Source organism: Occultella gossypii, assembly GCF_019947135.1.
Lineage (GTDB): Bacteria > Actinomycetota > Actinomycetes > Actinomycetales > Beutenbergiaceae > Occultella > Occultella gossypii.
This window is the reverse complement of sequence record NZ_JAGSHT010000002.1, coordinates 49883-68238: the sequence shown is the minus strand read 5'-3', so window position 1 is coordinate 68238 and position 18356 is coordinate 49883. Positions and strand designations below refer to the sequence as shown.

Genomic DNA, 18356 nt, shown 5'->3' with positions numbered 1-18356 from the left:
ACCGATGCTGATCGGCGAGGTCTCCGAGCTGTCCGGGATCAGCGCACGCATGTTGCGGCACTACGACTCCATCGGGCTCGTCCGCCCGACCGGGCGCACGGCGGGTGGGTACCGGCAGTACTCCGAGGGCGACGTCCGGCGCCTCTTCCACGTGGAGGGGCTCCGGGCCCTCGGGCTCACCCTGGCCGAGATCGGCGACGCGCTCGAGGACCTCTCGTTCAGCCCGGAGAGCATGGTGGAACACCTCCTGGAGCGCACCCGCGAGCGCCTCGCGCGGGAGCAGGAGTTGCTCGGCCGGCTCGGGCAGGTGCGCGCCAGCGAACCCGCGGACTGGTCCGACGTGCTGCGCACGATCGGCCTCATGCGTGCGCTCGACGCGGGCAGTTCGGCGCGTCACCGCGTCGCGCTGTCGATGCCCGACGGCGGCCGGTCGCGTGACGCCGTCGTCCTCGCCGAGGCGATGCTGTCCGAGGCGGAGCCCAATGCGGCCGGCGCGCTCCAGTGGGCCCTCGCCCGGACCGGGGACGCCGCCCTCGGCGTGCTCGCCCAGGCCCTGGCCTCCCCCGACGCCGAGCGGCGCCATCGCGCGGCGGCGGCGCTGACGAAGTTCGACTCGTCCGGCGCCGACGCGATTCTGGCCGGTGCCCTGCGGCACGAGGATCCGATCGTGCGGGCGCGCGCCGCCCTCGCGCGGGGTTCGCGCGGTGATCTCGATGCCGTGCCGGGGCTCGTCGCCATGGTCGTCGACGCCTCCGGCGACGTGGACGCCGCCGGTGCGCTCGGCGCGCTGGCCGAACGCCATGACCGCGGCGACGAGATCGCCCGCGCACTCGCCGACGCGCTGCCCGGGGCGAGCGCCGCGGCCAGACAACGCCTCACGACGGCACTCGCGGACGTCCCCGGCGCCGTGGCGCGGGCGAGCCTGGAGGCCCTGGTCGACGACCCGGACGGGCCCGTCTCGCTCACCGCGACGGCGGTGCTCCGCGCACGGGAACCGCGGTGACGCCCTGAGCGTCCACGCATCGGTCGACCTCGAGTTGGCGGCGTGAGAAAACGCTTTCGCGTGGCATCCACGCGCGGCAGCGGCCGACGCACTACGATTGGCGACCATGGCGGTCTCGAAGAAGAAGGTGACGCTCAGCGACGTCGCAGCGGTCGCCGGCGTGTCACTCTCGACCGCCTCGAAGGCACTCAACGGCGGAGGCCGAATATCTGCCGTCACACGGCAACGGATCGAAGAGACAGCGCTTCGCCTCGACTTCCGGCCGAACGGGCTGGCCCAGTCCCTCGCCCTCGGCCGGAGCCGAACGGTGGCCGTCCTCTCCGACCGGGCCGAGAGCACGTTCGCCCGACCCGTGATCATCGGCGCGGCGACCTACCTCGGCCAGCACGAGCAAGCGGTATTGCTCTATGACGCCCGACTGCGTCGCCGCGACGACATGGCCGAGAGCATCCGGTCCCTGAACGCCCGCCGCATCGACGGCGTGCTGGTGGTCGGCGAAGGCCTACATCACCGGACCCGTTCGGTCTCCGCCGAGTTCTCGGTGCCGGTCACCTACGCGTTCACCCTCTCCGACGAACCGGACGATGTCATGTTCGTCCCGGACAATCATGCGATCGGGCGGATGGCCGGTGAGCACCTGCTCGCCCTCGGGCGCCGACGCATCGCGCACGTCGCCGCCGAGGCGGACGACCTGGCAGCCCAGTTGCGTCTCGAAGGGTTGCGCGAGGCACTCTCGGGGGCCGGCGTGACCCTCGTCCACGAGGTGCTCCATGGATCGTGGACCGAGGCATGGGGACGAACCGCGGCCCAGCGGATGCTCGCGGAGCGCTGGGACATCGACGCCGTGTTCGGCGGGAACGACCACATCGCCCGAGGCGTTGAGAACGTGTTCGCGGCCGCGGGCGTGCGGGTGCCCCAAGACGTCGCACTTGTCGGCGTCGACAACTGGGAGGGGCTGATCATCGACCAGTCCGCACGGCACCTGACCACGATCGACGTCGGGCTGATCGGGATGGGTGAGGCCGCGGCCGCGCACCTGCTGGGCGGTGAACAGGCCCCCGGACTGCACTATCAGCCGCCGACCCTGATCGTCGGAGAGACGACCGGCTGAGGCGCCTCAGCCCTTGATCGCCCCGGCGCTGCCGGCTGCCCGGAGGAACTGGCGCTGGAACACCAGGAAGAGGGCGACCGGGATCACCACCGAGACGAACAGCGCCGCCATGAAGACACCGAGGTCGGTGCTGGACTCCACCCGCGGCAGAGCCACCGAGATCGGCTGTAGGTCGTGGTCGGGCAGCGCCAGGAGGGGCCAGAGGAAGTCCTTGTACGCGCCGATGATGGTCAACAGGGACACTACGCCGAGGATCGGCTTGGCGAGCGGCAGCACGAGGCTCCAGAACACCCGGAAAGCACCTGCGCCGTCGATCCGGGCGGCCTCGAACAGTTCTCGCGGGATCGCCTGGAAGTAGCGCGAGACGAGCAGCACGTTGAAGGCACTCGCCGCCCCAGGGAGCCAGACCGCCCAGAACGTGTTCAGGAGGTTCACGTTCAGCAGCGGCAGGTTCACCACGGTCAGGTACAGCGCGACGAGCGAGACCACCCCCGGGATGAACAGGGTTGCCAGCACGGCGATCTCGACCACCTTCGCGTAGGCGGGTCGCAGGACGGCGATGCCATAGCCACCGGTCGTGGCGACGAGGAGCCCGAAGAACCATGCCCCCGCACAGATGATGAGGGTGTTGCGCAGGTAGGTGCCGAACCTGACCGTGCTCCACGCCGCGGTCACGTTCTCCCAGTGCAGCCCGCTCGGCCACAGTCCGAACGGTTGCGCGAGGGTCTCGGTCGAGGTGGACGTCGCCGCCTTGAAGAGCCAGAACAGGGGCCCGGCGCAGGTGATCACGAGCGCGACCAGCACCAGGCCCGCCGCGACGGCCACCACCCCCCGCACGAGCGGCGACTTGCGGTCCATCGTGGAGATGATGCTGCGCTCGTCGCGCACGTCCTCCGCCGGGCCGCGGCGACGGCGGGCGGCGCGGGCCGGCGCCACGGTCGCCGGCTGAGTGGTCACGTTCGTCATGAGGTACTCCAGCGTCGGGTGGCCCACAGGTAGATCGCCGAGAGCAGGGACAGCGCCAGCGCAAGCAGCACGCTGAGCGCGGTGGCCCGGCCGTAGTCCCCGGAGACGAAGGCGTAGCGGTAGATGAGCAGGAGCAGGGTGGTGCTCCGGTTCTCGGGCCCGCCGCCGGTCATGATGTACGGCTCGGTGAACACCTGGAACGTCCCGATCAGCTGCAGCAGCAGCATGATCAGCAGGATGCCTCGCATCTGCGGCAGCGTGACGTGCCAGAACCTGCGCAGGATGCTCGCGCCGTCGATCTCCGCGGCCTCGTAGAGCTCGGTGCGGATCGTCATCAGCGTCGCGAGGTAGATGATCACGGCGGTGCCGAAACTCGCCCAGGTGGCCTGCACGACGATGGCGGGGATGACGAAGTCCGGATCGTTGAGCCAGGGCAGCGGGCCGAGTCCGACCCATCCGAGGATGGTGTTGAACAGGCCTGCCTCGTCGGGACGGTAGAAGGTCTTCCAGAGCAGCACCGAGACCACCGGCGGGATGATCACCGGCAGGTAGGCGAGCACCGAGGCGAACCCTCGGGTCCGGCGCATCTCGGCGATCAGCACGGCGAGCAGGATCGGCACCGGGAACCCGATGGCCACGGCCAGCAGGGTGAAGTAGGTGGTGTTCCAGACCGCTGTCAACAGCAGTGGGTCGGCCAGGACCCGCTCGAAGTTCGCCAGGCCGACCCACTCGGTCACGATGAAGTTCGTCTGCTGCAGGCTCAGGACGAGACCGCGCAGGATCGGCCACCAGGAGAAGTACGCGAAGGTGAGCAGGAGCGGGAGGAAGAACACCAGGGTGGTGAGCCCGCCGCGACGCACCCACGCCATCGGCGAGGGCCGACGGCGCCGGACCGGGCGGGCTTCGGCGCGAGCAGCGGTGGGCGGGTCATCGAGGGCAACCATGCAGACCTCCGGTCGTGGTGCGGGGGGGGGGCGCGGCCGCCCGGGGGGCCCCCCCCACCGCGCGTGATCATCCGGCGTCGAGAGCAGTCTGGATCGTGTTCTGCGCGTCACCGAGCAGTTGCTCGATGTCCGCGTCCTCACGGGTCAGGACCGCCTGGACCACCGGGTCGAGGGTGGCATACAGCTCCTGTGCCTTCACCGACGGCTCGGGGACCAACGGGAGGTCCTCGACCGTACTCAGATACAGCTCGAAGTTCTCCCGCGGCACGTTGATCAGCGATTCGACCCACCCGTGGTACTGCTGGTAGACCTCGTCGTTCACCACCGGCAGGCCAGGCGCACCGACCGCGAGTCCGTCCGCGATCCGCGCCTCGGCAGCGGCCACCGCGACCTCCTCGTCCGTGTACTGCAGGAAGCTCTTGAACTCGATCCACGCGAGTCCCGCCGCGATCTCCTCAGGGGACGCGGTTGGGCTGATGATCGAGATGGTCCCGCCGCCGAGGGTGCCGATGCCGTCATCGGTCTGTGGGAGCGGGGCCACTCCGAAGTCCTCCGGGTCCATCCCACGGTTGACGACCATATTGCTGTAGTTGTCGGCGCCCTGGACGAACATGCCCATCTGACCCGCTGCGAAGGCGTTCACGGCGTCGTCGTAGTTGAGCAGGAAGTTCGCGCCCATGGAATCGTCCTCCCACCGCAGCGACCGGTAGAACTCCAGCACCTCGGTGGTGGCCGGGTTGTCGAGCGTGGCCGTGGCTCCGTCGTCGCTCTGCATCGTGCTGCCGAACGCGTAGGACATGGTGGTCAGGATCCAGCCGCCGGTGTTGTCGAGTGTCATGGTGCCGAAGCCCTGGGCGTCGGTGGACTCCTCGATCGCCTGCGCGGCGGTCCTCACGTCCTCCCAGGTCTGCGGCGGGTCATCCGGGTCGAGCCCGGCCTGCTCGAACAGGGCCCGGTTGTAGAGCAGGCCCATGGTGTACGCGGCGATCGGGACACCGTAGATGCGGCCGTCGCCATCGGTGACCACGTCCATCACGGTCGGGTTGAGCTGCTGGAGCACCTCCGACTCACCCATCTGGTCCGTGATGTCGGCGACCTGTCCACGCTCGATCAGGGCACCGATCTCCGTGAACGGGACCTGCATGACGGTCGGCATCGTGCCGCCGGCCAGCAGCGCCTGGAAGGTGTCCGCCTCCCACAGCGTCTCCTCCGCCTCGACGGTGATGTTGGGGTGTTCGGCCGTGAAATCCTCGACCTGGCGTTCGAAGTCGGCGAGCTGTTCGGGGTTCTCCGTGGTCGGCTGGCCGCCGACGGAGATGGTGACCGGTGCGTCGGTGTCGACCGAGGCGCCCTCCGTGGGGTCGTCCCCGCTGCCGCCGCCGCTGCACGCGGAGAGGATCATGGCGGCAACGCCCAGGAGAGCGACCGGTGCCGCTCGTCGTGTCCTGCGTCTCATCGTTGAAACTCCTTCAGGGGTTGGGTTCCTTCAAACAGGTCAGGGGGCGATGAGCCCTCCGTCGAGGCCACGCACCTGCGCGGCCCATTCGTCGTGCCTGGACAGTTCCGCCGGGAATCGGGCGGCGGCGGCCTCGTCGATCTCGATGCCCCATCCGGGTGCCTCGTTCGGCCGCAGCCAGCCGTTCTCGATCCGCAGGGTGCCGGGGAACACCTCGTGCACCGCGCCGGAGTACACGTGTCCCTCCTGGATCCCGAAGGCGGCGGACGTCACGTCCAGGGCGACGTTGGCCGCAGCCCCGATCGGGGACGTGTCCCCGGGGGCGTGCCACGCGGTGCGCACCCCGACCAGTTCGGCGGCGGCCGCCAGCTTCCGCGCCGGCGTGAGACCGCCGAGCATCGACACATGCGACCGGATCAGGTCCACTCCCCCATCCAGGACCAGCCGGGTGGCGTCGGTCATCGACGTGGTCAGCTCACCGACCGCGATCGGCACCGGGGACGCGGCCCGGACCTCGGGCAGCGCATCCCAGTGTTCCGGCGGCAGCACGTCCTCGAGGAAGAACAGCCGGTAGGGCTCGAGGTCACGCGCGAGCGTGACCGCCTGCTTCGGGTGCAGTCTGGAGTGGACGTCATGCAGGAGTTCGACGTCCTCGCCCAGCCGCTCGCGTGCAGCCTCGAAGAGCCGCGGCGTACGGCGCAGGTACTCGGAGACCCGCCAGCCGCGCGGGTAGGGCGCCGTCGCGTCGGTGACAGTGTCGAGCCGTGGCGCCCCGTAGCTGCCGGCTCCCGGCTGGGCGACCTGTAGACGCACATGCCGCCACCCGGCGGCGACGAACTCCTCGGCCTGATCCAGGGTCTGTTCGATGTCCGCACCGCCGGCATGGATGTAGGTGTCCGCGGCGGCGCGCACCCGTCCGCCGAGCAGTTCGTGGACCGGGAGCCCAGCCCGCTTGCCGGCGATGTCCCAGAGCGCCTGGTCGAGCCCGGAGATCGCGTTGTTGCCGACCGGCCCTTCCCGCCAGTAGGCGGAGAATCGGGCCAGGCGGGTCAGGTCCTCGATGTCACCCGGGTACCGGCCGATCACGAGCCGCGCGAGGTGGTCCTCGACGAAGCTGACGACCGCGCGCCAGCGCTGGGTGAAGGTGGCGCAGCCGAGGCCGGACAGGCCCTCGTCGGAGGTGTCCACCCGGACCACCACGAGTGGGATCCCTTCGGGCGCGGTCACGATGGCGCGCACCCCGGTGATCCGCACGTCCGCGGGTGCCTCCCACGGCTGCGTGAAGGCGGCGGTTTCGACGGTCTGGGCGGTCATGGCAGGGCCCCGACCGATGCGGGCGCCGGGCCGGAGCCCTCGGACGCGTGGATCGAGTGACGCGGACTGAAGCCGAGCAGGTCGGTCGCTCGGGTGGTATCGATGAGGCTGTCCCGGCCCGGGAAGGTCCGACGGCGGGGCACACCTGGGGCGTATCGGTCCAGCAGGGTGGTGGTGTCGGTCGCGATGAGCGTGTCCCGGGCCGCGACCGCGATCACGTGGGCGCCGTCGAAGGGGGCGACCAGGCCGAGCAGCAGGACGCGCACGGCGTCGCGCAGGTCGAGGTAGGACCAGCCCTCCCGGGCCAGTCGCTCCGGGGCCAGCGCGGCGCGCGCCGCGTAGTCGCGCAGGCTGTCCCGGGAGGCGACGTGCGGGAGCCGGACGGCGAGAACGTCGATGCCCCAGTGGCTGGCGGCCATCGCGGCCGTCAGTTCGTCGCTGCGCTTGGACAGCGAGTACCAGTCGTCGATCTGCGCCGGGATGTCCTCGTCGATCGGGTAGTACGCGGGCTGCACGTCGTGGTGGTTCATCGGGACCCCGAACGCGTTGATGCTGCTTGCGATGACCGCCCTCGAGATGCCGCACTGCCCGGCCTGGGAGAGCACATTGAAGGTGGCGCTCGTGTTCGTCCGGTACACCTCGTAGGGCGGCGCGAGGTCACGGTGCGCTATCGCGCCGAGGTGCACCACGGCGTCGGCGTCGGCGAGCCCTTCCGCGACGTCCGCGACGTCGGTGGCGTCACCGGTCACGATCCGGTCCGCAGGGCTTGGTCGGTCCCACTTCGGAGAGAGCGCCGTGACACCCACCCCGGCCTCCATCAGCGCAGCCACCACGGCTCGTCCGATCAGGCCGTCGGCGCCGGTGACCAGGACCCGTCCGGGTCGGACGACCGTAAGGTCGGACCAGGCGTCCAGGGACTCGGACGAGTTCACAGTGATCCCTTCAGCTGCATTGCTCGGGTCTGAGTGCATTGCGAAAGTGCTTTCGCAACTGAGCATGGCGCCAACTGGCGCTACGTGTCAATACCCCAGGTGGACAATGCGAAAGCGCCAGTCCGGTCCTGCTGGTCGGCGCGCGTCCTGGTCCGCGCGCACGGTTCGGGCGCGGACCGGTCGATCCGGCGTCCGCCCACGGGAACCGGAGGGACGGATCATCCGATATGACGATGCGCGATGTCGGACCCCTGATCTAACCTCGACGACGGCTCGAACCTCACCTCTCTGGAGCACCCTTCATGACCTTGCTTCGACTCTCCCTTCAGTACGCATCCCCCTACAAACGCTGGGTGGCCGCCGTCGTCGTCCTCCAGCTGATCTCCACGATCGCTGCGCTGTACCTGCCAAGCCTCAACGGCCGGATCATCGACGAAGGTGTCAGCACCGGCAACGTCGACCTGATCTGGGAACTCGGCCGGCAGATGCTGATCTGGTGTGGCGTACAGGCCGTCACCGCAGTCGCCGCCGTGTACTTCGGCGCCAAGACCGCGATGGCGGTCGGCCGCGACATCCGTCGCGACATCTACCGCAAGGTGGACAGCCTCGGCGCGCTGGACATCTCCTCGATCGGTACCGGCTCGTTGATCACCCGCAACACCAACGACGTCCAGCAGGTGCAGATGCTCGTGCTGATGACGCTGAACTTCATGGTGTCGACTCCGATCATGTGTATCGGCGGCATCATCATGGCGCTGCGCGAGGACCCGGGCCTGTCCTGGCTGGTCTGGGTCTCGGTGCCGGCCCTGTTCCTCATCGTGGGCTACCTGGTGCGGATCCTGCTCCCGCTGTTCCGCACGATGCAGACCCGGCTCGACCGCATCAACGACGTCACCCGCGAGCAGATCGTCGGCCTGCGGGTGATCCGCGCGTTCGTGCGCGAGCCGTTCGAGCAGGACCGGTACCGCGACGCGAACCTTGCTCTCACCGAGACCTCGGTCAAGGTCGGCAACGTCTTCGTGCTGATGTTCCCGGTCATCATGATGATCCTGCACATCGTGACGGCGGCCGTGCTCTGGTTCGGCGGCCACCGGGTCGACGCCGGCCAGATGGATGTCGGCCAGTTGAGCGCGTTCCTGCAGTACGTGCTGCAGATCCTCGTCGCGGTGATGATGGGGACGTTCATGGTCATGATGGTCCCCCGTGCGGTCGTCTGCGCCGAGCGCATCGACGAGCTGCTCGGGACCGAGACGTCGATGCCCGTCTCCGAGCGCGGCTCGGAGGAGTTCCCGGCGAGCGGCCGCGTGGTCTTCGACCACGTCACCTTCGGCTACCCGGGCGCCGAGCTTCCGGTCCTCGACGACGTCAGTTTCGTGGCCGAGCCCGGCACCACGACGGCGATCGTCGGGTCGACCGGCGCCGGTAAGACCACACTGGTCAAACTGATCCCCCGGCTCTTCGACCCACAGTCGGGGCAGGTGACGATCGACGGCGTCTCCGTCAGTTCGCTGACGCGTCACCAGATCGCGGGTCTCGTCGGACTCGTGCCGCAGCGGCCTTATCTGTTCTCCGGGACGATCGGCTCCAACCTCCGGTTCGGTAGGACCGAGGCCGACGACGAGGACCTCTGGCACGCACTGGAGGTGGCACAGGGCGCCGATTTCGTCCGCGACAAGCCCGGCGGGCTCGACTCCAAGGTCGCTCAGGGCGGCACGAACGTTTCCGGCGGTCAGCGTCAGCGGCTCTGCATCGCGCGGGCGCTCGTCGCCCAGCCGAAGGTCTTCGTGTTCGACGACTCCTTCTCCGCGCTCGACGTCGCCACGGACGCCCGCCTTCGTGCGGCTCTCGGCGACGCCACGGGGGGCGCGACGGTGATCATCGTGGCCCAGCGGATCTCGACGATCGCCGAGGCCGACAACATCGTCGTCCTCGACGGCGGCGCCGTGGTCGGCCAGGGCACGCACGACGAACTCCTCGAGAGCAACGAGACATACCGGGAGATCGTCGAGTCCCAGATGAGCATCGAGGGAGCACGATGAGTCCCCGCAAGCGTTCAGAGGAGAACCCGAACGTGAACAACAGCCCGCACGACCCGACCGAAGGCCCGGGTGCGGGGACCGCGAAGCCCGGCTCCGCCGTCGCCGTGGCAGACGCGCCCGAGGACGAACTGGAGGAGTTCACCCCCGGCGAGGCCGACATGGGAATGTTCGGCGAGGGCGCTCCGGCGCGCAAGCCGAAGGCCTTCTGGCCCTCGGCGAAGCGGCTGTTCGGGCTGTTCGGACCGCACAAGGTGCGGTTCGCACTGGTCGTGGCGCTGGTGGCCGCGTCGGTGGTGCTGACCGTGATCGCCCCGAAGGTGCTCGGTCAGGCGATGGACGTCATCTTCGACGGCGCGATCGGCCGAGGGTTGGACGACCAGTTCCCAGGCATGTCGCTCGCTGAGATCGTCGAGACGCTGCGCGCCACCGGCGACACGGATGCGGCGCGGTTCGCCGACGTGCTGGCCGGCGCGGCGGGCATCGTGCCAGGCATGGGGATCGACTTCGCCCTGCTGGCCCGGCTGATCCTCACCGTCCTGGCCATGTACGTGGTCGCTTCGATACTCATGTGGGCGCAGGGGTTCATCCTCAACGCGCTCACCATGCAGGTCATCTACGACCTGCGCCGGCAGATCGAGGAGAAGATCCACCGGTTGCCGCTGTCCTACTTCGACACCCGGCAGCGCGGCGACCTGATGTCGCGGGTCACGAACGACGTCGACAACATGCAGCAGGCTCTGCAGCAGGCGTTCAGCCAGTTGGTGCAGTCCGCGCTGCAGGTGATCGGCATCGCGATCATGATGTTCATCGTCAGCTGGCAGTTGGCGCTCCTGGCGCTGATCGCGCTGCCGCTCTCGGCGATCATCGCCGGCGTGGTCGGGTCCCGGTCGCAGAAGCTGTTCACCAAGCAGTGGAAGAGCACCGGTGAGCTGAACGGGCACATCGAGGAGTCCTACTCGGGACTGGAGCTGGTGCGCGTGTTCGGACGCGACAAGGAGATGCTCGAGGAGTTCGACAAGCGCAACGACGGCCTGTTCACCAGCTCGTTCGGCGCCCAGTTCGTCAGCGGCATCATCATGCCGGCCATGCAGTTCGTGAACTACCTGCAGTACGTGCTGATCGCGGTCGCCGGTGGACTCAGGGTGGCCTCCGGCACGCTGACGATCGGTGACGCGACGGCGTTCATCCAGTACTCGCGCGAGTTCTCCCAGCCGCTCGGTCAGATCGCCGGCATGGCGAACATGCTGATCTCCGGGGTCGCCTCGGCCGAGCGCACGTTCGAGCTGCTCGACGCCGACGAGCAGGACCCGGACACGGTCGAGGCGCACCTGCCGGAGCGGACCGACGGGCACGTGGAGTTCCAGGGGGTGTCGTTCTCCTACAGCAAGGACACGCCGCTCATCGAGGACCTGTCGTTCTCGGTGCAGCCCGGCCAGACGGTCGCGATCGTCGGCCCGACCGGGGCCGGCAAGACCACGCTGGTCAACCTGGTGATGCGGTTCTACGAGCTCGACGGCGGGCGCATCCTCCTCGATGGCGTCGACACCCGCAAGCTCAGCCGTGCGGCGCTGCGCAGCCAGGTCGGCATGGTGCTGCAGGACACGTGGCTGTTCGACGGGTCGATCATGGAGAACATCCGGTACGGCCGTCTGGACGCGACCGACGAGGAGGTCATCGCCGCTGCCGAGGCGACGATGGTGGACAGGTTCGTGCGTCAGCTCCCCGAGGGCTACGACACCGAGGTGAGCGCCGAGGGTGGCTCGATCTCTGCCGGCGAGCGGCAGCTGATCACCATCGCTCGCGCGTTCATCGCGAACCCGTCGCTGTTGATCCTCGACGAGGCGACCTCGAGCGTGGACACGCGCACCGAGCTCCTCGTCCAGCACGCGATGAACGCGCTCCGCACCGACCGGACCAGCTTCGTGATCGCGCACCGGTTGTCCACGATCCGCGACGCGGACACCATCCTGATGATGGAGGACGGCCGGATCGTCGAACGCGGCACGCACGACGAGCTGATCGCGGGCAAGGGGGCGTACCACGACCTCTACATGACCCAGTTCCTCGGTGGTCACGAGCAGCCGGAGGACGAGCCGGCCGCCGCCGGTGAGGCCGCACCGGGGATGGGGCCGGAGGTTGCCGAGGCGCCGGCACAGGGCTGACGGGCTCGGGGTTGGTACCGTCTCGAACGTGACCGACCCCGACCCCACCCCGGCGGGCGAGTCAGGAGGTCCGGGGTGGTCGTTCGACCCCCGGACGCTCCTGCCCCGGATCGACGACCTCCCGGCGTTCCGTGCCGCTCACCGCGACGACGAGGCCCTGCAGGTGCTGGAGGACCTCTGGAGTGGCCGGCCGGACCGAGCCCTCCCCCACGCCGAGATGCTGCTCGCCACGAACGACACCCCTCGTCATCGCGCACTGGTCGCTGATGTGCTGCGGGACCTCGGCCGCCACGACGAGGCAGTCGCCAGATACCAGGAACTGGTGGCACAGGCCGGCGTGGGACCTCGGCAGGCGGTGATGGTCCAGCACCTGGGCAAGGCGCTCTTTGCCGCCGGCCGGATCGGGGACGCCGCCGGGGCGTTCCGCCGCGCTCTCGAGCTTCGGCAAGCCGCGGGCGCGGACGCCGAACTCATCGCCTCGTCGCAGTACGCGCTCGACCGGACGAGCGCGCTGCTCCACCGACGCGACCCCTCGGGCGCGACGATCCGCCAGGCCGACGCCTCGGACGCGAACTCCCTGGCACGCATCAACCGTGCGACGTTCCGGGAGACGTACGGCGATCGCCTCGGAACCGCGTTCTGGGATCGCTTCACCCTGGATCGGGCGGAGGAGGCCTGGCGAACGTGGCACGCTGACGGCGCCGTCCGCTGGGTAGCCCTCGTGGCCGAGGAGATCGTCGGGTTCGCCTTCGCGCGGGCTTCCCGGCCGACCGGTGCCCACGAGCCGGTGCGCGACGTCGAGCTGTACTCGCTCTACGTGCTCGCCGCGCACCACGGCAGCGGGGTCGGCCAACGGCTACTGGACCATGCGGTCCTGCCCGGCACGCCGGCCCAACTGTGGGTCGCGAGTGACAACCCGCGCGCCCTCCGGTTCTACGAGCGCAATGGCTTCCGGCCGGACGGCGTCACCGACGACGGCGCCACGTTCAACGGCCTGCCGGCGCTTCGCATGGTCCGCTGAGCTCACGCCGGACAGTGATCAATCCGTCTCGCCCGATCCGGCGACCAGTCACCAGGGCACGGGACCGTCCGCGCTGAAGAACCCGCCGGTCGGTCCATCCGTGCCGATCGTGGCCAGCCGAACCAGGACTGCCGCACCCTGCGCGGGCGTGAGGTTGCCGCTGTGGTTATTGCTGTCGGTTTCGACAAAACCGGGAGCGACGGCGTTGACGAGGACGCCCTCCTTCCGCAGTTCGTTGGCGTACTGCACGGTCAGCGCGGAGAGCGCGGTCTTGGACGGCGTGTACGCGGCCGAGGTCGGCAGCGCCGACAGCGGGCCGTCCGGGTCACTGTTGATCACTAGCGACGCGGCATGGCTGCTGACATTGACGATGCGCGGCGCCCGCGAGTTCCGGAGCAGCGGGAGCATGGCATTGATCACCGCGATGACCCCGAAGACGTTCGTCTCGAACACCGACCGGACCATGTCGAGATCGACGGAGCTCGGGACCTGATCCAGGGCATCCTGTGGAGCGACCTGCCCGGAGCCGGTGATCCCGGCGTTGTTGATCAGCACGTCGAGGCGCCCGAAGCGTTCCTCGACCTCCCTCGCAGCCGCGTGGGCGGTGGCCGGGTCCGTGACATCCAGGGTGACGGCGTGTGCGTCGCCACCGGCCGCGCGCAGATCCGCGGCTGCTTCCTCGCCGCGCCGTACGTCCCTGGATCCGACCAGGACGGTCATTCCCAGCGCCGCGAGTTGCTCGGCGGCGGCACGTCCGATCCCCTTGTTCGCCCCGGTGATCAGCGCGATCGTACGGTGTGTGGTCTGCTCGCTCATGCCCAGCTCCTCGCTCTGCATCGGTGTTCAGGAAACTTGCCTTCAGTACCTGAGACGAAGCAGTGCGACCGTCTGTGACATGTGCGGACGGAGCAGCGTGAGCGTCTACGCGCGCGGCGCCGGGGTGACGTGGACGGTCGCTCGATCCAGATGCGGCACGGTCTGGACGAGGGTGCGGTTCACGCCATCGGCGATCGTGTATCCGGCTTCGACCGTGAGGGTCGGATCGACGCTGATGTCGAGGTCGGCCTCGAGTCGGTGGCCCATCCAGCGGGCCCGGGCCCGGTCGACCGAGACCACGCCGTCCACCCCGGCGGTGGCCGTCTCGATGCGGTCCAGGGTGCCGTCGTCGACGCCGTCCATGAGCCGACGCACCACGGTGCGCATCGAGGCGATCAGCACCGCGATGATGACCGCAGCGATGACCAGCCCCACCGCCGCGTCCAACTGCGGTAGACCGAGCCAGGCACCAGCGACGCCGATGACGACGGCCAGGGAGGTCAGCGCGTCTGTGCGTGCATGTTGTCCTTCGGCTACGAGCGCGGCCGAGCCGATGCGCCGGCCGGCGCGGATCCGATAGATCGCGACGACCTCGTTGCCGGCCGCGCCGACGATGGCGGCGACGAGGACCCAGCCCAGGTGGGTCAGCGGACGAGGATCGGTCAGCGCCCTGACGGACTCCCAGATGATCAGTGCCGCCGAGGCGGCGATCACCACCCCGATGAACAGCCCGACCAGGTCCTCGGCGCGCAGGAACCCGTAGCTGTAGCGCCGAGTGGGCGCCCTCCGCCCGAGACGGAACGCCAGTATCAGCGGGATCGTCGTGGCCAGATGTCCCAGGTTGTGCACAGTGTCAGCGAGCAGCGCCATCGAACCGCTCAACGCGACGATGACGATCTGCAGCACCGCGGTCGCGCCCATCCCGGCCAAGCTGAACCAGGCCGCCCGGATCCCCACGCTGCTGGCCTCGTCCGCGGTCTGGATCGCCTCGGTGTGATCATGGCTGTGCGGCGTGAACGCGTGCCGCACCCGTGCCCACACGCCGTGCTCGTGCTCGTGCTCGTGCTCGTGCTCGTGCTCGTGCTCGTGCTCGTGGCCATTGTGATGGCTCTGCTGATCGCGCCGCTCGGGGGCGCTCTCACGTGGTGACGACCTCTGCATAACGCCATGCTACCTGCGTATATGTGCAGGTATTGACGTCCCGGTATTATTCATGCCGTGCATGACAACCCGATCCTGGCCGTACCGGACGACAAGCACGCCCGCGTCGCTGCCGACTCCTTCCGCATGCTGGCCGACCCGACCCGGGTCAAGATCCTCTGGGCCCTGCTGCAGGGCGAGACCAGCGTCAGCTCACTCGCAGAACTGGTGGACTCCTCCCCCACCGCCGTCAGCCAGCACCTGTCCAAGCTCCGGCTGGCGGGACTGGTCGACAGCCGCCGTGAGGGCACGTTCGTCTACTACTCGGCGACGGACCGGCACGTGCACCGCCTCCTCGCCGAAGCACTCTCCCACGCCGAGCACAAGACCGGTGTCGCGACCGGGGACGACCGGCACACCTACCGCGCCTGATCGTGCCCTGCCTCCGGTGCTGGGGAGCCGGACCTCGCGTCCGGGGCGCCCACGCGGGACAATGTTGCTGCCATGGACGTCCGCCAGATCGAGCAGGAGTTGGAGAGTGCCCGGCGCACTTTCCACGACCTGGTGGCGCAGGCCTCCCCCGAGAGTTTGCGCCGTCGGTCCGACGGAACGCGGTGGACCAACCGGCAATTGCTGTACCACATGGTCTTCGGCTACCTCATCGTCCGCACCCTGGTCCCTCTGGTGCGCACGCTCGGCCGCCTCGGGTGGAGCCGTCGCTTTGCCGCCGCGCTGGACGCCTGCCGCGGGCCGTTCCACCTGATCAACTACCTCGGCTCCTGCCTGGGTGGCCAGATCCTGCCCACCGGAGCCGTCGTCATCCTCATGGATCGCACCATCAGTGCCCTGCAGCGCCGGCTCCGAACCGCTAGCCAGGGGACGCTTGCTCTGACGATGCACGTCCCGACCCGCTGGGATCCCTACTTCACTCCCACGATGAGCGTTCTGGACGTCTACCACTACGGCACCCAGCACTTCGACCACCACCGCCGACAACTCACGCTGTGATCGGGCAGTCGGACACGCTGCCAGAGGTGAACAGAAGTCAGGCGAGCTCGGCGTCGATGACCTCCGCCAGCGACCCGATGACCGGCCATGCTCCCTCGGAGCTGTTCCCGAGCACGCTCACCGTGGTCCGCGTCCCGATGATGTGCGTCGAGCGGAACGAGGCGCCGGCGTCGTAGCCCTCGAGGACCAACGCCGGTGCGGTCCGGTGCAGCCAGAACCCCATGCCGTAGCGCATCCCCTCGTCGGGCACGTCGTGACGCGGGCGGGTCATCGCCTCGACGCCGGCTCTGGAGACGATCCGCCCGTCGAGCAGCGCCAGCCAGAACCGGTGCAGGTCGGCCGCCGTCGTGAACGCTCCCCCGTCCCCGTTGCCGAGCACGGGCAGGTGCAGCGTGTTGACGAGGTCGCCCGCGTCGAAGACGTACCCGGGCGCGGCATCGGCCGGCAGCGCGTTCAGCGGCAGGAAGTCGGTGGCCTCGAGAGCTGCGGGCGTGAGGACCAAGCGCCGCACCACATCGTGATAGGTCTCGCCGGTCAGCCGCTCGAGGAGGACTGCGAGGACCATGTAGCCGCCGTTGCAGTACGAGAACCGCTCACCGGGCGGGAACTTCTGCTCGTGCCCGTCCAGCATCGGCAGGAAGGCGACGGCGGTCGTGAGCGTGTGTGCCGGCACGGTGAGCACGTAGTCGGGTGCGTCCCAGTCGGCCTCCTCGTCGAGGTAGTCGCCGATGCCGGAGGTATGGGTGAGCAGGTGCTCGACCGTCACGCCGTCGTCGATGAGCGGCAGGTCGTCACCGAGAAGTTCGCGGACCAGCTGGTCGAGCCGCAGCGCACCCTCCTCGACGAGCCGCATCACCGCGAGGGCGGTGAAGGACTTGCTGCCGCTGGCGATCGCTATCCGTGCCTGGGCGGTCATCGGTACGCCGAGCGCTCGGTGGAGAAACCCCTCGGTGCGCTCGAAGGTGCGCCGGTCGGCGACGTCCACCGTCACCACGCCCGAGAAGGTCGCCTTGGCGACCGCGTCATCGAGGGCTTCAGAGTCGATGTGCATCCCAGGCTCCGTATTGTTCGTCGGTGCGTCAACCCGTCGGGTCAACCGCAGTTCTACGCGCGCTCCGGAGCAAAACTGTCACGCAGGCGGTCTGCTGGGCCAGCCAATATCGCTCCTGGACCCCGCCGCTGCCACCGGGTGCTCACGGCTCGCGCGCGACGCTGGCGCCCTGCGCCTGAATGACCCGCCACCCGCCGCCCTCGACCAGCCAGGTGCGGGTGTAGACCATCTCCGCCTCGAACGGCTGGCCGTCCACGTGGCCCGCGATCCTCACTCGTGTCCGAGTGATGCCCGTCGAGTCGAACTGACGGGCCACGCTCTCGAGCTGCTCCAGCGTGCTCAGTCGAAGCTGCCCCGAGGAATGCGACTCCAGGTCCTGTGCCTTGCCGTACTCGGCACCATCGGGTCCGACGTAGACGACGTCGGCATGCAGCAAGGACCCCAGTGCAATCACGTCGCCTGCCAGCTGGGCCCGCTGCAACTCGGTCTCGGCCGCCGCCAGCGAGCCGGCTGCCAGGGCCGTCCGACCACCGCCGTCCAGAGCCTCACGCAACGTCACGGCGAACGCCGCCGGATCATTGTCGGGTGTCCATTCATTGGCGGTGAAGCCTCCATGGTCACCGGGGAAGATGACAGGCGCGACGCCCAGCAACCTCGCCAAGGCCTCACCGCCGCGGCGCGCCATGGTGCCCTCGCCCTCGGCACCGACGGCGGGCACGATCCGCACTCCCGATGAGGTCAGGGCCGCCGCGTCCGGTGTGTACGGCGGCATGGCCATGTTGTAGGCGAGCAGGGCGTCGTCGCGTGAGCCGTCGTCCTCGGTGGGCAGTCCGAACTGTGCCGGATCAGGGTCGGGCCCCGCCAGGTAGTCCGACGGCAACGGGCCGGGATGGCTCACCAGCTGGATGAACTTCGCCATCGCAGGGCCGAATCCCCGGCGCCGGTAGGTGTCGACAATGTCCGCGTTGACCTTCAGGAGGATCTCGGCGTCCTCCAACAGCACCGCGAGCGGAGGCTCGTGCGCGACGAACGTGCGGATCTCGTCCGGGTGGTCCACCACCCACGGCAGCGCGGACACGGCCCCGCCGCTCGATCCGAACGCGTCGACGGGTCCGAGGCCGGCGGCCTCGGCGACGCGGTGGAGGTCATCACCGTGGATCTCCGTGGTCACCACGCCACCGTCCTCGAGGTGGCTGCGTTCCGTCATTCGTGGGTCGTAGGTGATGACGACGCGGTCGTCGAAGTGCAGCGCCAGCTGCTCGAATCCGGATGCTCCCATCGGCGAGCCGAAGATGAACAGGGGCCGGTGGTCGCCGGGCCGGTCCGGCTCCCGAATGTCGTAGGTGAGCACCGCTCCGGGCACGTCCAGGGTGTGTGTCGTGGTCGTGGGCAT

General features: G+C 69.2%; 16 protein-coding genes. 7 read left to right on the top strand and 9 right to left on the bottom strand.

All coding sequences use genetic code 11. From position 1 onward, the window contains the following. The first annotated feature begins 4 nt into the window (after positions 1-4). Together KCQ71_RS01405 and KCQ71_RS01400 are read left to right on the top strand one after the other, a co-directional pair. Entirely contained in the window at positions 5-1003 is a 999-nt protein-coding gene (locus KCQ71_RS01405; protein WP_223402048.1) for a MerR family DNA-binding transcriptional regulator, read from the top strand. Positions 1004-1109: 106 nt separating this feature from the next. Continuing rightward, entirely contained in the window at positions 1110-2114 is a 1005-nt protein-coding gene (locus tag KCQ71_RS01400; protein WP_223402046.1) for a LacI family DNA-binding transcriptional regulator, read from the top strand. Between the two features lie 6 nt (positions 2115-2120). Here KCQ71_RS01400 and KCQ71_RS01395 read toward each other — a convergent pair whose 3' ends face one another. From KCQ71_RS01395 to KCQ71_RS01375, 5 genes are all read right to left on the bottom strand, one after another. Further along, on the bottom strand, positions 2121-3080 hold the full coding sequence (locus tag KCQ71_RS01395) for a carbohydrate ABC transporter permease (RefSeq protein ID WP_223402044.1): 960 nt from the start codon (positions 3078-3080) through the stop codon (positions 2121-2123). Next, the gene (locus KCQ71_RS01390; protein WP_223402042.1) at positions 3077-4024 is read right to left on the bottom strand and encodes a carbohydrate ABC transporter permease; all 948 of its coding nucleotides are present in this window, start codon (positions 4022-4024) and stop codon (positions 3077-3079) included. The genes KCQ71_RS01395 and KCQ71_RS01390 overlap by 4 nt, the downstream gene beginning before the upstream one ends. 67 nt (positions 4025-4091) lie before the next feature. Continuing rightward, a complete protein-coding gene (locus tag KCQ71_RS01385; protein WP_223402040.1) occupies positions 4092-5480 on the bottom strand; it encodes an ABC transporter substrate-binding protein in 1389 nt (462 codons plus the stop codon). A 39-nt stretch (positions 5481-5519) separates the two neighbouring features. After that, positions 5520-6794: an enolase C-terminal domain-like protein gene (locus tag KCQ71_RS01380; RefSeq protein WP_223402038.1), complete on the bottom strand. Its 1275-nt coding sequence runs from the start codon at positions 6792-6794 to the stop codon at positions 5520-5522. Further along, on the bottom strand, positions 6791-7726 hold the full coding sequence (locus KCQ71_RS01375) for an NAD-dependent epimerase/dehydratase family protein (RefSeq protein WP_223402036.1): 936 nt from the start codon (positions 7724-7726) through the stop codon (positions 6791-6793). Before KCQ71_RS01375 ends, KCQ71_RS01380 begins: the two co-directional genes overlap by 4 nt. A gap of 302 nt (positions 7727-8028) precedes the next feature. Here KCQ71_RS01375 and KCQ71_RS01370 point away from each other — a divergent pair, with 302 nt between their 5' ends. From KCQ71_RS01370 to KCQ71_RS01360, 3 genes are read left to right on the top strand one after another with little or no spacing between them, the layout of a single operon-like run. Further along, the gene (locus KCQ71_RS01370) at positions 8029-9765 is read left to right on the top strand and encodes an ABC transporter ATP-binding protein (protein ID WP_223402034.1); all 1737 of its coding nucleotides are present in this window, start codon (positions 8029-8031) and stop codon (positions 9763-9765) included. Then, a complete protein-coding gene (locus tag KCQ71_RS01365; protein WP_372453905.1) occupies positions 9762-11927 on the top strand; it encodes an ABC transporter ATP-binding protein in 2166 nt (721 codons plus the stop codon). The genes KCQ71_RS01370 and KCQ71_RS01365 overlap by 4 nt, the downstream gene beginning before the upstream one ends. 28 nt (positions 11928-11955) lie before the next feature. Further along, positions 11956-12948 carry a GNAT family N-acetyltransferase gene (locus tag KCQ71_RS01360; RefSeq protein ID WP_223402032.1) on the top strand — a complete coding sequence of 331 codons (993 nt, stop codon included), beginning with the start codon at positions 11956-11958 and terminating at the stop codon, positions 12946-12948. Positions 12949-12996: 48 nt separating this feature from the next. Here the strand turns inward: KCQ71_RS01360 and KCQ71_RS01355 are convergent, their stop codons facing one another. Together KCQ71_RS01355 and KCQ71_RS01350 are read right to left on the bottom strand one after the other, a co-directional pair. Continuing rightward, positions 12997-13764: an SDR family oxidoreductase gene (locus KCQ71_RS01355; protein ID WP_223402030.1), complete on the bottom strand. Its 768-nt coding sequence runs from the start codon at positions 13762-13764 to the stop codon at positions 12997-12999. 105 nt (positions 13765-13869) lie between these two features. Continuing rightward, a complete protein-coding gene (locus tag KCQ71_RS01350; protein ID WP_223402028.1) occupies positions 13870-14925 on the bottom strand; it encodes a cation diffusion facilitator family transporter in 1056 nt (351 codons plus the stop codon). A gap of 57 nt (positions 14926-14982) precedes the next feature. Here KCQ71_RS01350 and KCQ71_RS01345 point away from each other — a divergent pair, with 57 nt between their 5' ends. Then, complete coding sequence (locus KCQ71_RS01345) at positions 14983-15336, top strand: ArsR/SmtB family transcription factor (RefSeq protein ID WP_223402026.1); 354 nt, start codon at positions 14983-14985, stop codon at positions 15334-15336. 72 nt (positions 15337-15408) lie between these two features. Next, positions 15409-15912, top strand: coding sequence for a DinB family protein (locus KCQ71_RS01340; RefSeq protein ID WP_223402024.1), 504 nt, complete (start codon positions 15409-15411; stop codon positions 15910-15912). Between the two features lie 37 nt (positions 15913-15949). On the opposite strand, the gene KCQ71_RS01335 is transcribed toward KCQ71_RS01340, so the two are convergent. After that, complete coding sequence (locus tag KCQ71_RS01335) at positions 15950-16963, bottom strand: serine hydrolase domain-containing protein (RefSeq protein WP_223402022.1); 1014 nt, start codon at positions 16961-16963, stop codon at positions 15950-15952. Positions 16964-17105: 142 nt separating this feature from the next. Continuing rightward, a complete protein-coding gene (locus tag KCQ71_RS01330; protein WP_223402020.1) occupies positions 17106-18356 on the bottom strand; it encodes a DUF4440 domain-containing protein in 1251 nt (416 codons plus the stop codon).